A 15043-nucleotide genomic window follows, 5' to 3' on the forward strand; every position below is an offset into this window, starting at 1 on the left:
ATTCCTAAACTCTGATTGCTACAAATATTAAAAGCAGAATGTTGATTATTAGCCCCGATTGCAGTGGAAATCCTTGTTGCCCGGGGTTCGGGTAACAAGATTGCAACGAAAAGCGGGAGGATACTTCCTAAAAAACACAAATCTTTCTGCTCCAAAAAACATTACGCTTAAATTAAGAGCAAAAAAAAAGATTCAGCTTTCACTGAATCTTTTATAATCTGTATTTAGTATTTATTAAGCTTCTTGATGCTTAACCTCTACATCATGTTTCTCATCTTTAGAAATAGTATCAACCAATACTGGAGTTGCTATAAACAATGAAGAATAAGTACCGATGATAATACCAATAAGCATTGCAAAGATAAATCCTCTGATAGATTCTCCACCGAAAATAAACATAATCAATAATACAAAAATCATTGTTAATGAAGTATTGATTGTTCTTGACATTGTTGAGTTAATCGATTTGTTTACGATTTCAGCAAAAGATCCTTTTGTCTTACCATCCAAGAATTCACGAACCCTGTCGTATACAATTACGGTATCATTCATAGAATAACCAATTACGGTCAAGATCGCTGCAATAAAGTGCTGATCAATCTCCATACCGAAAGGCATGTATTTCCAAAGCAATGAATACACTCCTAATACGAATATAACGTCATGCGCAACAGCAGCAATAGCTCCTAAACTATATTGCCATTTTCTGAAACTGATTACTAGATATAAACCAACAATAATCATTGCTCCTAAAACTGCCCAGTACGCATTAGTTTTAATATCCTCAGCTACAGTAGGACCAACTTTTGATGCCTGAACAACACCTAATTTTTTACCTTCATAAGCATTTACAAATTTATCATAAGTCATATCAGGACCATAATGCTTTTTCAGACTTTCAAATAATTTTTTATTTACATCTTCGTCAGCAGCACTTCCAGTCTCTTGTATCTTATATTTAGTAGTTATTTTTAACTGATTGTCTTCACCAAAGATTTTAACCTCGGCGCTGCCAAATATAGCTGTTAACTCCTCTTTAACAACCTCTGGTTCCATTGATTTTTCAAAACGAACCTGGAAAGTTCTTCCTCCAACAAAATCCACACCTTGGTCAAAACCATGAGTCGCAATCGAAGCAATACTTACAATAGTTACAACAATAGAGAAAAGGTAAGTCCATTTTTTAACTCCCAAGAAATCAAAATGGAAATTAGTAAAGAAATTTTTAGAGAAATTAGTAATGAAATTCAAATCATTTTTACCTGCAATATTTTTATCAATAAAGATTCTTGCAATAAAGATTGATGTAAACAAAGAGGTAATAATACCAATTAATAAAGTAGTAGCAAATCCTTTGATTGGTCCAGAACCAAAAATGAATAATACTGCACCTGTCAAAATGTGAGTTACGTTAGCATCTACAATAGAACGCATTGCACCTGTCCAGCTGTAAGAAGCTTTTACCGCTTCATCGAGAGTTTTTCCAGCACGTAATTCTTCTTTTGCTCTTTCATATATAATGATATTCGCATCTACCGCAGTACCCATTGTTAAAACGATACCAGCAATACCAGGCAATGTAAGTACAGCACCTAAGCTTGATAAAATACCAAACATAAATAATAAGTTGACTGCCAAAGCGATATTTGCATACCATCCAGCTTTACCATAATAAACAATCATCCAAAGTGACACTAAAAGCAATCCGATTACAGCAGAATTTGTACCATTATCAATAGCTTCCTGACCTAAGGATGGCCCTACAACCTCAGACTGAACAATTTCAGCAGCAGCAGGCAATTTACCAGCTCTTAATACGTTTGCTAAATCTTTTGTTTCTGTAACATCAAACTGTCCAGAAATCTCAGATCTTCCACCAGCGATAGGTCCGCTAGAAACACCTGGTGCAGAATAAACTACATCATCAAGAACAATAGCAATATTACTTTTTTGAGTATAAGCTCTTCCTGTTAATTCTTCCCATTCTTTAGCACCTACATTATTCATCTGCATAGAAACTGCAGGTTTACCCATTTGATCAAATGTATCACTAGCATCAGTCACAACACCTCCACCCATTGAAGCAACATTATCTCTATTTCCTCTTAAAGCATAAAGTTCAACAGCTTCAATTTCTTTTTCTTTTGCATCTTTAATAGTTGTTGGTTTTCCCCATACAAATTTTGCATAACGCTGATCACCAGCTAACAAAATTCTGATATCGGCTCTTTTAAAATAAGAGTTGATTACAGCAGTATCTTTTGGAGAGAAAAGACCAAGAACTGGTCCACCGCCTTGAGCAATAATTTTATCTAAAATAGGATTGTTCCCTTTTTTTGTAGCAGCAGAATCTTTTGCATCAGTCAATAAAGCACTTAATGAATCTTTTGCAACTGTTTTTGTTTCAACTTTTGCAACTTCAGTTTTTTTCAAAGCCTCGTTAGCAGCCATTAAGAAATTACCAATTTCTTCAATTTTATAAGTTTCCCAAAACTCTAACTGAGCTGTACTCTGCAATAATTTTTTGATTCTATCGATATCTTTAGCACCTGGAAGCTCCACAAGGATTTGTCCAGATTCTCCTAATTTTTGAATATTCGGCTGTGTTACACCAAATTTATCGATACGTTTTCTTAATACTCCAAAAGCACTTTCAACTGATTCGTCAACTTTTCTTTTAAGTACTTTTTTCGTTTGAGAATCTGTCATTTGAAAATTAATTCCTCCCTCGCCTTGCAGATTTTTATTTGCAAAAATCTCAGGTGAAGCAAGTTTCACTGATCCTTTAGAATTAGCGTCAAAAGCTTCAAAGAATGCATCAAGATAAGATTGATTTCCTTTTTGGTTTGCAGTGGCATCTGCCAAAGATTTATTAAAAACCGGATTTTTCGAATTATTAGATAATCCTTTCAAAATGTCTTTAACTGAGATCTGAAGAGTCACATTGATTCCTCCTTCTAAGTCAAGCCCTTTGTTAATTTGCTTATCCTTTACTTCATTGAATGTAAAATCGGTAAATCCTAAATTGAAAACTTTTTCTTTACCAATTGAATCCAAATATTTTATTTCTTTTTCTGGATTACCTCCAGCGAAAGTTTTTGCATCACTTTTAATCTTACTAGAGACAAAAGTGAAAGAAAGTTGGTAAATACTTACCAATGCAAATAGAATTGCGAAAAATTTAATAAGTCCTTTATTCTGCATTATTACTAAAAATTAATTATTTTTATTTATTACTTTTTTGCTTTAAACCCTATAAGATAAGCCATTACATCTATTTTGTAAAACCAAAAAGAGGTGCACGATTTATATCATTTTTTTTAAACCGAGCAAATATATAATTAACGGAAAGATTAACCAATTAATTTATTAATTAAAATCAAAAAAAAGACTGCAAAATTGCAGTCTTCTTTTTTTCCTATGAGAATTATTATACTAAAACCGATTTCAAATCAGCATTCATGTTTCTTACAGCGTCTGCACTTTTTGCAAAAGCAGCTTTCTCAGCATCATTCAATTCGATATCAACAATTTGCTCTACACCGTTTTTACCTATAATACAAGGTACTCCAATGCAGATGTCATTTTGACCATATTCTCCTTCTACAAAAACAGAACAAGCAATCATTTTCTTTTGATCATTCAAAATACTGTCAACCAAATAAGCAACAGAAGCTCCTGGAGCATACCAAGCCGAAGTTCCTAATAAACCAGTAAGTGTAGCACCTCCAACCATAGTAGCCGCTGCAACTTTATCTAATTCTTCCTGAGATAAAAACTGAGAAACTGGGATACCATTATAAGCAGCCAATCTTGTTAAAGGAATCATAGTAGTATCTCCGTGTCCGCCAATAACCATTGCCGAAATATCATTAGACGGCTTGTCCAATGCTTTAGACAAATAATATCTAAAACGGGAACTGTCTAAAGCACCACCCATTCCGATGATTCTGTTTTTTGGCAAACCTGTGGATTTCAATGTCAAATATGTCATTGTATCCATTGGGTTTGAAACTACAACTACAATACAATTTGGCGAATGAGCCAATACATTCTCTGCAACAGTTTTAACAATTCCAGCATTAATTCCGATTAATTCTTCTCTAGTCATTCCCGGTTTTCTTGGAATACCCGAAGTAATCACAACCACATCACTGTCAGCGGTTTTAGAATAATCATTAGTAACCCCAGAAACATTCGTATTAAAACCGGTGTTTGTAGCACATTGCATAATATCCATAGCTTTACCCTCGGCAAAACCTTCTCTGATATCTAATAATACTACTTCACTTGCAATTCCTCTATAAGAAATTGAATCTGCACAGGATGCTCCCACATTCCCTGCTCCTACAATGGTAACTTTCATTTTTATTTGTTTTTTTATTAATTTCAAATCAAAAAATGAAAAATACAGCTCATTCTAAAAACTACGCATCGATATTAGCGTAAACTGCATTTTTCTCAATGAACTCTCTCCTTGGCGGCACTTCATCTCCCATCAACATTGAAAAAACCCTATCTGCCTCAGCAAGACTGTCAATATTTACTTGTCGCAGCGTTCTGAACTCAGGATCCATTGTAGTTTCCCACAACTGCTCTGCATTCATCTCCCCAAGACCTTTATAACGCTGGATAGCTGCACTTCCGCCCATTCTGGCATTTGCCTGATCGCGCTGATCATCATTCCAAGCGTATTCCTTTTTATTTCCTTTTTTCACTAAATATAAAGGTGGCGCTGCTATATAAACGTGTCCTTCTTCTATTAATTCTTTCATAAAACGGAAGAAGAACGTCAAAATTAAAGTTGAAATGTGGCTTCCATCGACATCGGCATCACACATGATGATTACTTTATGGTAACGTAATTTTGAAATATTCAAAGCTTTGCTGTCTTCTTCAGTTCCAACTGTTACTCCAAGTGCCGTGAAAATATTTCGGATCTCTTCGTTTTCAAAAACCTTGTGATGCATTGCTTTTTCAACGTTCAAAATCTTACCACGCAATGGTAAAATCGCTTGAAAAGCACGGTCACGGCCTTGTTTGGCCGTTCCACCTGCCGAATCTCCCTCGACAAGATACACTTCACATTTTGCAGGATCCTGCTCAGAACAATCTGATAGTTTTCCTGGCAATCCGCCTCCGCCCATTACGGTTTTACGCTGTACCATTTCACGCGCTTTCTTAGCAGCATGACGTGCCTGCGCAGCCAAAATTACTTTTTGAACAATAATGCGGGCATCATTTGGATTTTCTTCCAAATAATTTTCAATCATTTCGCTTACAGCCTGACTTACCGGCGAAACAACTTCTCTATTTCCTAATTTCGTTTTAGTCTGACCCTCAAATTGTGGCTCTGATACCTTTACCGAAATAATTGCCGTAAGACCTTCACGGAAATCATCTCCAGAGATATCAAACTTCAATTTATCCAGCATTCCAGAAGAATCTGCATATTTCTTCAATGATCTCGTAAGACCAGTTCTAAAACCCTGCAGGTGCGTTCCTCCTTCGTGTGTATTGATATTATTTACATAAGAAAAAATATTCTCTGAGTAACTTGTATTATAAATCAAAGCTACCTCAACCGGAATTTCTCCTTTTTCGTGATCCATCGAAATTACATGAGCAATAATTGGCTCACGGTTTCCGTCCAAATAACGAATATATTCTTTTAACCCTTCAGTAGAATGGAAAACTTCACCAAGGAAATTTCCATCTTTATCTTTTTCTCTTTTATCTGTAAACGTAATAGAAATACCTTTATTCAAGAAAGCCAGTTCGCGCATACGAGCTGACAAAGTATCATAAGAATACTCCGTTGTCTGCGTAAAAATCGTTGGATCTGGGTAAAAAGTAACGATTGTACCTCTTTTAGAAGTCTCTCCGATTTGTTTAACCGGATAAAGTGCTTTACCTCTCTCGTATTCCTGTTCATATATTTTCCCGTCACTACTGTGAACTGTGGCAGTCAAATGAGAAGAAAGTGCATTTACACACGAAACCCCAACACCGTGAAGACCTCCCGAAACTTTATACGAATCTTTATCAAACTTACCTCCAGCACCAATTTTAGTCATTACAACCTCCAATGCCGAAACACCTTCTTTTTTGTGAATACCAACAGGAATACCACGTCCATTATCCTCAACAGATATCGATCCGTCCTCATTGATACTAACAGATATCGTATCGCAATGACCTCCCATTGCCTCATCAATAGAGTTATCTACTACTTCATAAACTAAATGATGTAACCCTCTTACACCAACATCTCCAATGTACATCGATGGACGCATTCTCACGTGCTCCATACCTTCTAAAGCCTGGATACTGTCTGCTGAATAATTGTCCTTCTTAATTTCTTCGCTCATATAATTTAATCTAAAAAATGTGTTTTTCGTCTAACAACAAATATAAGAAACCATAAAGGATTTAATGGTTAAAATCATATTTTAAGTTGTTAAGTTATTAACAAAAAGACGAAAATATCTGTTTAAATTTCAATATAGCTAATAATTACAATACCAAAAATCGATATTAATATCAAAACCCTATTTCAGCCCTGCTAACCTGAGTCTCATCATTATTTTTTGAAGCAGAAACATTTGGCATTTTCAGGAAGCATTCTCCCGATTTTCGTTTCAATCTTGTATGCCGAACGCCGGCATACAAGGATTTCCACTGCAATCGGGGCTAAAAATCAACAATCTGCTTTTTTATTATTACTTATTATACAGACCTAACAGTTTTTTTTTCAAATATTCAGGAAAGATGAATTAGTTATATTCAAGAGTTTATACACTTGGTATGTCATCCCGACGGAGGAGGGATCTCCGTTAGAAACTCGACAACGATTAGCTCTTTTAATTACGGAATTACTTGCGGAGATCCCTCCTCCGTAAGGGATGACAAGTTTGCGGACATATTTCGGAAATAAACCTTTCGAAAACAAAAAAAGTGGGTCTGCGTTTTTCAACACAAACCCACTTCTTAAATGGTTTTAGATTATAAAATCTGCTATCGAATAACACGAACATTCATCTCTTCAACCTTTTTGTCGGATAAAGCAGATGGTGCTCCAAATAATAAATCTTCGCTGGTACCGGTTTTCGGGAAAGCCATCACTTCTCTGATCGATGCTTTTTTCTCCAAAATCATCATCAAACGGTCAATTCCCCAAGCAATCCCTCCGTGTGGCGGTGCACCGTATTGGAAAGCTTTATGCATCGTTCCTACACTCTTAATCATTTCTTCTTTGTTGTAACCCATATTTCTATAAGTCGCTTCCAGAATCTCTGATTTATGTGCACGAACTGAACCTCCACCTATTTCATAACCGTTTAGGATAATATCATACTGTTGCGCAATGATAGTTCCAATTTCATCATCATCGCCTTTCATGTGCTTTTCTAAATCATAAATCGCAGGCATTGAGAACGGATTATGTGTAAACGTCCATCTTCCTTCATCTGTTCTTTCAAACATTGGAAAATCAACAACCCAAGCCGGACACAATTCCTTCGGATTGATCAAGTGCAGTATTTTACCCAATTCCTGACGAACAGCATCCAAAGCTTTATTAGCCGTTGCATAATCAGCTGCCGAGAAGAATACAATATCACCAACTTCAGCATTTGTTGCTTTTATAATTCCGGCCGCAATATCTTCACCTAAAAATTTAATAATCGGTGACTGTAATTCATCTTCATTTACAATAATATAAGCCAACCCGCCTAATCCGTGCTGTTGTGCAATAGCAGTAAGGTTTTCGATCTGACCTTTGGACATACGTTTATTGCCTTGTTCTTTAGCCGAAACCTTGATACATTTTACAATTCCACCATCCTCAATAGGTTTGCTAAACACTTGAAAAGTAGTATCTTTTACAATATCAGTAATGTCCTGCATTTTTAAACCATAACGCAAATCTGGTCGGTCACAGCCATAAAAATCCATCGCATCTTTATAAGTAATCACTTCAAACGGACGCAAAATCCATTTGTTGCCATATATTTTCTTAACTACTTCATTAAACATTTTAGTGTTCAAATCAATAATCTGCTGCATGTTTCCATACGCCATTTCCATATCCAGCTGCGTAAACTCAGGCTGACGATCTCCACGGGAATCTTCATCTCTGAAACAACGCGCAATTTGGAAATACTTCTCATAACCGCTCACCATCAACATTTGTTTAAACTGCTGTGGCGCTTGTGGCAATGTATAAAACAAACCTCCTTGTTTACGTGTCGGAACGATAAATTCGCGCGCTCCCTCATCAGTTCCCGCACTTAAAATCGGCGTTTCAATTTCTAAGAATTCTTCTTCATCTAAAATATCACGCAATAACTTAATTACTTTATGGCGATTTACGATCGCTCTTCTTACCTCATCATTTCTATGATCTAGAAACTTATATTGGTAACGCATCGCTTCATTCGTTTTTGAAGCTCTTTTTATTTCAAAAGGCAATGTTTTAGATAAATTCAGAATTTCTAAAACTGAAGTTTCCAATTCAATTTTACCAGTACGTAATCCTGCATTGTAATCATCTTCATTTCTTCCAACCACTTTACCAGTCACTGAAATCACCGACTCCGGTTTCAATTTCACTAACTCATCAATATTAGGGAATGATTCCCTGCTGATACGGATTTGAAAAATCTCATAACTTGAATCACGCAAATCGATAAACATCAATTCACCGTGATCACGAACACTCGCCACCCAGCCAGACAGCATCACTTCCTGACTGATGTTTTCTTCTGATAATTGTGAAATTTTATGTGTTCTGTAAGTGTCTTTTACAATAATAGGAATTTCAGGAAGCGATTCTTCTTGACTTTCTTTGTTTTCAACAGTTACCTCTTTCGAAGCTTTTTCATCGGACTGTTCTTTAGCAGAAACAGCACCAGAAGCTAATTTGTCCAAAATAATCTGGCGGATTACTTTCCCGTTTGCTCCTTTTCCGATAACACCAAGAACTTTACCAACAAGAATACCTGCTTTTCCTTGGTCACCTGCAGCAACATCATTGGCTACAGCCTCATTTTCCGAAATCACTTTTGCAATAACTTCTTGGATTTTATCTTCAGAAATCGTATTTTCTTCAAAATACTTATTGTAATCAAAAGTTCTGTCTTTTAAATAACCTGTAATCGCATTTTGAACTAAAACAGCAGTGATTTTTTCAGCCTTGAATAATTTAAAAATATCCGTTAACTGAGCAATGCTGTGGATTTCAGCGTAGTCTTCAGCCTTTATATTGTTAGCTAAAGTTTTAGCAACAAACGAAGGATCTTTAATTTCGTTATTTATTTCTACAAATGTCTGCGAACGCAGTTTATCTGCCGTAAAAAATTTAGCATCCTGTGGCAAAACGCCTCCATGAATTAAAATAGATTCCACCGCATAAGGCAAAGCGCTTGTATCTACTTTAATCGCCTCAATTTCAGCTTTAATATTCACAAAAGGTAAATCCGGCTCCGAAATAAAACGATAATCTGCTTCAAACTCTTTTTTACGCATTACTTTGGTCTGCTTCAAATCGGCATCCCATAATACAGTCGTTTGATCAGGTCTAAACTCTTTATTTTCTATAAAATAATTAAACTGTTTTTCAACTTCTTCTTTTAAAGCTTCCACCATAAACTTAAACGAGTTCAAGTTTTTGATTTCCGTTCTTGGATTCAAATCATAACTATGTTTTTTACGCAAAGACACAGAAACATCCGATTTGAATTCTCCTTTTTCCAAATTCGCTTCAGAGATTCCTAAATTCTGAACGATACGCTGAATGTACTGCGCATAAGTTGAAGCATCCTCGATATTACGAACACAAGGTTCCGTAACAATTTCAATCAACGGAACTCCGGCTTTGTTAAAATCAACCAACGAAATTTTCTTTTCGTGCATCAATTTGGCCGCGTCCTCTTCGATATGAACCTGAGTTAAATTTACCGTAAACTGCGTACCGTCATTTCGGTAACAAGACACGTGTCCGTCAGGAATAATCGGGTTGTGAAATTGCGTAATCTGAATATTTTTCGGGTTATCTGGATATTCGTAATGCTTTCTATCCCATGAGATCACTTCATTACTGAATGACGAATCCACTGCTTTACCGAAATAAATCGCTTTTGTAACGGCTTCTTTATTTACAGCAGGCAAAACGCCCATTTGTCCAGTACAAACCGAACATATATTTTCGTTAGGTGTTTCAATTTCTTGATTTGGACAAGAACAAAACAACTTGGTTTTGGTATTCAATCGAACGTGAGTTTCCAGTCCGATTACCAATTCTAAATCGTGGGCTTTTAAAGCCGCTGTTAATTGTTCCAATTCCATTATATTGTATCTTTTAAGAAGTTAGCAAACTGCATCACTAATTCGTCATTATTTTTTGCTCCAGTCACCTGAAGTCCTGTGCTTGTCCCTTGTGGCACGGTCAAAGTTGGTAATTGTCCTAAACTAAAACCAACTGTATAAGCATCCGACAAATACATCGCATGCGGATCTTTTAAACTGTCACCAATTTTAGGAGGAGTAGCTGGCGTAACCGGTGATAAAATGATATCCACTTCTTCAAAATCTTTACTGAAATTTTCAGAAATCTGATCTCTCAAAGCTAGTCCTTTCAAATAGATTTCATCTGAGAAACCTTGTGACAACACTTGGTTTCCACCCACGATTCTCCGTTTGGTTTCTTCCGAAAAATTTTCAGAACGCGTTACTGCATACGTTTCAATTAAATTTTCAGCTTCAATGCGGTTTCCATAATTGGTTCCGTCAAGACGAGATAAATTCGAAGCTGTTTCGGCCATTGCCAAAGTATAATACGTCGAAACCAAAATATCGGATTTGAAGAAATCCAATTCTTTTACAGCGATTCCTTTAGCTTTTAGTTTTTCGATACTTTCTAAAAAGTCATCTTTTATTTGAGCATCGATTGCTTCGCTTTCGATAAAGTTTTTAAAGTAACCAACCGTTTTCACCGTTGAAGTTGCAATAGCTTCTTCACTAATTTCGTTTGAAACGATAGAAGTTTGATCTTTTGGATCTTTTCCGCTCATTACATTCAGCACAATTCGGATGTCTTCGATTGATTTGGCCAATGGACCAACACAATCCGTAGAAGAAGCATACGCCATCAAACCATATCTAGAAATTCTTCCATAAGTTGGTTTCAAACCATAGATATGATTGTAACCTGCAGGCTGACGAACCGAACCACCCGTGTCTCCACCAATAGAGAAAACAGTATATTCCTTGGCAACATTCACCGCAGAACCTCCGCTTGAACCTCCAGCAACTAATTCTGGATTAACCGCATTTTTTACCGCTCCAAAAATGGTATTCTCGCTAGAAGATCCATGACCAAAACTGTCGCAGTTTTCTTTTACCAATGGAATAGCACCCGCATCCAATAATTTTTGAATGGCAGTTGCTGTGTAAGGCGATTTATAATTTTTCAACAAATTAGAACTCGCAGTTGTGTAAGTACCCTGCACCATAAATACATCTTTGATCCCAAAAGGAATTCCTTCCAAAAGACCAATTGTTTCTCCGTTTGCGATTTTAGTATCAACTTTAGAAGCTAATTCTAAAGCCAAAGTATCCAAAACAGAGTTTACAGAGTTGTATGTATTTTGTTTAAGTAAGTCTAATTTTTCCTGTACAAGAGCCGTACAGCTTATTTCTTTTGACACCAATTGTTGGTGTATTTTTTTTATCTGAGAATCCATTTTATCCTTCTATAACTTTTGCAACCACTAAAAAACCATTTTTCTTGTTCGGGAAATTTTCTAAAATAATCTGTTTCTCAATAGCCGAACTCTCTATCACAACATCTTCTCTTAAATTATTCACTGACACACAATTACGATTGACATTATTTAAGGAATTATCATTTGATGAATTTGCATTTTTAATCACATCAAATAATTTGTTCACACTCTCCGAAGGCTGTGCTCCTTTAATACTCGACAAGATGTCGACTGTCATTATTTTACTCATAATTTTACGTAGTTTTAAAGTCAAACTTTTAAGCTCGCGAAATTACAAAAAGTTTTTTTAGGGATTTCTATTTTTTAATGAATTGAATGGTTTTCTACGAAAGAAGTCATTGATTTAACATTATGTTTAATTTTGTTATAATATGTAGCGGTATTGTGAAATCTAACAGTGAGTAATATTGAAAAACCTAAAATTGATATTTTTTTGAAGCAGAAAGATTAGGCATTTTCAGCCAAGATTGTTCCCGCTTTTCGTTACAATCTTTTTGGCTGAACCCCAGCCAAAAAGGATTTTCACTGCAATCGGGACTAAAAGCTAAGATTTTACTTTTTGTTATTCACTCTTTAATTTGATTTGCTTGTTCAATTCTTCAGAATCCCCATTTAACTCCTGAACTAACAAATGAATTCTGGTACACGGATTATGAATTGCAAAATTGTTACAATTATGAGTTAAAATCAACTTTTCAGCATTTTTTATAGCTTGTTTTTGATCTCCATATTTTTCTAAAATCGAATACATTTCTGCACTGTTCTTTTTATAAACGAATGCTTTTGCTTTTTTACTTTTAGATTGAGCTGAAATCTTAGCATTGACTTCAACCTCAATGGCACTTTTATACTCGTTTCTAGACATGTGGGTATTTCTATATTGAAAATGCAGTAAATACCATAATTCAAACGCTTCGTTTGACCAACCTGCTTTTATATTATTATTTTCAGCTAATTCAATTGCGCCATTAAAATTATTTGGACTAAAACTGTCTTTATCAAAAACTACCCAAACACTATCATATTTTTGACTTGATTTATCTCTTGCTTTAATTGTTCTTTTTACTAAATCTCTAGTATTAGAAGCTTCTCCAAAAGCATCAATCGTATAAACATAAGATTTTACATTGGTTTTAAAAGACTTGAAATAGTTAGGTTCTGTTTTTTCACCTTCGCAAACAATTAAAAAATAAACACGAACTTCTTTGGTTTCAATAGTTCTTTTCTTCTCCTTCGTTCTTTCTCGTTTAGCAAGATGATTTTGGATTTTTATGATATTTGCCATATTCTATATTTCTTGAAAGTTCGAAATATACGGAATTGCTCCATAGCGTCCTCTTATATAATCAGCTTCAAAACTCCTATCATTTCTAACCGACTTACCATCTCCATCTTTAAATTCTAACAATGAATACAAGTCAGTAGTTTCAAATTCATCTTTCTCTGTAAACCAAATTTGATCCCTTCTAAATAGATTAGCAGCTAATAAATTTGTATCGTGAGTAGTGAAAATTAATTGAGCATTTTTAGGATTAGTTTCCGGATTATTGAATAATTTTATAATTTCTTGAGTTAGAATTGGGTGCAATTTAGAATCTAATTCATCTATAACTAACACCAAACCAAATGAGAGTGTCAAAATGATATAACCAGACAAATCGAATAATTTATTTGTTCCCGAAGACTCTTGTTCAGCTAAATTAAATTTGAAATCAGAAACAAATTCACCTTTTTCGTTGTATTTTTTATGAGACGTTCTAATCATTTTACTAAAAAAAATATTCTCGTCTTTTCTATCAAATTCAAAACTATTAAAACCTAATTGCAACTTCTCAATGAAATTTTCAACTTTTTCCTTATATTCATCATTTTTATACAAAACACCAGTCATAGAAATAGCGTTTTTGTGTTCTATACCTGATAAAATTTCCATTTTTGAAAACTGCTGCATAACTGTTTTTGCAACTTTACTATTGAATTGATCTACAACCCAAATAAACAATCCATTATCTCTGGTCTTACTTTCCAAACCTTTGGCTTCTTCAAAAACATCAGCTACGCCAATACCTTCAAGTTCACGCACAAAATAAGGAACTTCTTTTTTTGAATTCGCTTTTAATACAAATAGCCATTCTGAATGAATTTTATCGTTATCTAATTCAAAACCATAACGATAGCGACTATCTCCTTCCGTAAAAAGAATCTCAAAATAACAAGGCTGATTTTCTGTTTCTGTATTTAATAAAAAAGGCTTGGCACCTAACTTATCTATTGAATTCAACTTTGAAGAGTTCTTAACAGTATTAACCATAAAATCCAGAGCTTTTACAAAATTACTTTTCCCACTAGAGTTAGCACCATAGATAGCTGCTGAGCGAAGCACTTTGTATTTTCCATTTCGAACAACATTATCTGGCAAAATGGTTTTAATACCTCCTGCTTCTAAACTGAAAGTCTTTTTATCCTTAAATGACAGAAAATTTCCGACTGTGAATTCTAACAACATAATTTTAGCTTTATATTTTGAGAAAATCTCTCAAAATTATAAACAAATGTAACTATAAAAATCAACAACGCCATGAAATTGAGAAAATTTCACATTTTCATAACTACAAAATCTCCTCAATCAAATACTTCGTCCCATTAATTTCAAAAGTAAAACCAATGGTATTTCTCATCAGTTTATCTGCTGTTAAAAACAACAGCATCAAACAACAAGCAAAAACCTCTATATCAACTTTTTAAAATATTTTTATGATTTCATATAAACAATTTTGTTTACATTTGCATCATGAAAGATATTCTTAAAATAATCAAAGGGGTACATCCAGGTAAGTTTGTAGAGCGAGAAATGCTTAAAAAAGGCATTAACAAGCGACAATTTGCCATTGCTATTGATGAGCATCCGCAGACTTTGGGTGCCATTATCAAAGGAAATCGCAGGATGAATGTTCCCATTTCTTTAAAAATTGAAGAAAAATTAGAATTAGAAGAAGGTTTTTTGATGACTTTACAAAATCATTACGATATCAAAATCTTTAAGAAAAAAAACCAACGAAAACCCGATATTTCTAAATTAAGTAAGGTGTTGTTTTGGGATACCACAATAGATAAAATTGACTGGGAACAAATGAAAGTTGCCGTTGTAAAACGTGTTTTTTCGAGAGGAACAGAGGAAGAAAAAGAAGAAATCACCCGTTTTTATGGCGCCGACACAGTTGAAAAAATTAAATTAATGAAACATCAATTGTAACCAT

9 protein-coding genes are annotated in these 15043 nt (G+C 34.8%); 1 reads left to right on the forward strand and 8 read right to left on the reverse strand.

What is annotated here, in order from left to right:
* Positions 1 to 234: 234 nt before the first annotated feature.
* The 8 genes from secDF to C8P67_RS11605 all read right to left on the reverse strand — a co-directional run bounded on the left by secDF (position 235) and on the right by C8P67_RS11605 (position 14292).
* Entirely contained in the window at positions 235 to 3204 is a 2970-nt protein-coding gene (gene secDF / locus C8P67_RS11570) for a protein translocase subunit SecDF (RefSeq protein WP_115813341.1), read from the reverse strand.
* A gap of 226 nt (positions 3205 to 3430) precedes the next feature.
* Positions 3431 to 4366 carry a malate dehydrogenase gene (locus C8P67_RS11575; RefSeq protein ID WP_115813342.1) on the reverse strand — a complete coding sequence of 312 codons (936 nt, stop codon included), beginning with the start codon at positions 4364 to 4366 and terminating at the stop codon, positions 3431 to 3433.
* A 61-nt stretch (positions 4367 to 4427) separates the two neighbouring features.
* Positions 4428 to 6371, reverse strand: coding sequence for a DNA topoisomerase (ATP-hydrolyzing) subunit B (gene gyrB / locus C8P67_RS11580; RefSeq protein WP_115813343.1), 1944 nt, complete (start codon positions 6369 to 6371; stop codon positions 4428 to 4430).
* Positions 6372 to 7017: 646 nt separating this feature from the next.
* Positions 7018 to 10347 carry a bifunctional amidotransferase subunit GatB/aspartate--tRNA ligase AspS gene (gatB/aspS, locus tag C8P67_RS11585; protein WP_115813344.1) on the reverse strand — a complete coding sequence of 1110 codons (3330 nt, stop codon included), beginning with the start codon at positions 10345 to 10347 and terminating at the stop codon, positions 7018 to 7020.
* A complete protein-coding gene (locus tag C8P67_RS11590) occupies positions 10347 to 11744 on the reverse strand; it encodes an amidase (protein WP_115813345.1) in 1398 nt (465 codons plus the stop codon). Before C8P67_RS11590 ends, gatB/aspS begins: the two co-directional genes overlap by 1 nt.
* A 1-nt stretch (position 11745) precedes the next feature.
* A complete protein-coding gene (locus tag C8P67_RS11595) occupies positions 11746 to 12015 on the reverse strand; it encodes an Asp-tRNA(Asn)/Glu-tRNA(Gln) amidotransferase subunit GatC (RefSeq protein WP_194642964.1) in 270 nt (89 codons plus the stop codon).
* A 333-nt stretch (positions 12016 to 12348) separates the two neighbouring features.
* A complete protein-coding gene (locus C8P67_RS11600) occupies positions 12349 to 13071 on the reverse strand; it encodes an RloB family protein (RefSeq protein ID WP_115813347.1) in 723 nt (240 codons plus the stop codon).
* Between the two features lie 3 nt (positions 13072 to 13074).
* A complete protein-coding gene (locus C8P67_RS11605; RefSeq protein ID WP_115813348.1) occupies positions 13075 to 14292 on the reverse strand; it encodes an AAA family ATPase in 1218 nt (405 codons plus the stop codon).
* A 285-nt stretch (positions 14293 to 14577) separates the two neighbouring features.
* On the opposite strand from C8P67_RS11605, the gene C8P67_RS11610 reads away from it, so the two are divergent.
* Positions 14578 to 15039: a helix-turn-helix transcriptional regulator gene (locus tag C8P67_RS11610; protein ID WP_115813349.1), complete on the forward strand. Its 462-nt coding sequence runs from the start codon at positions 14578 to 14580 to the stop codon at positions 15037 to 15039.
* Positions 15040 to 15043: the final 4 nt, after the last annotated feature.

It is taken from the genome of Flavobacterium aquicola (assembly GCF_003385115.1).
GTDB classification, from domain to species: domain Bacteria; phylum Bacteroidota; class Bacteroidia; order Flavobacteriales; family Flavobacteriaceae; genus Flavobacterium; species Flavobacterium aquicola.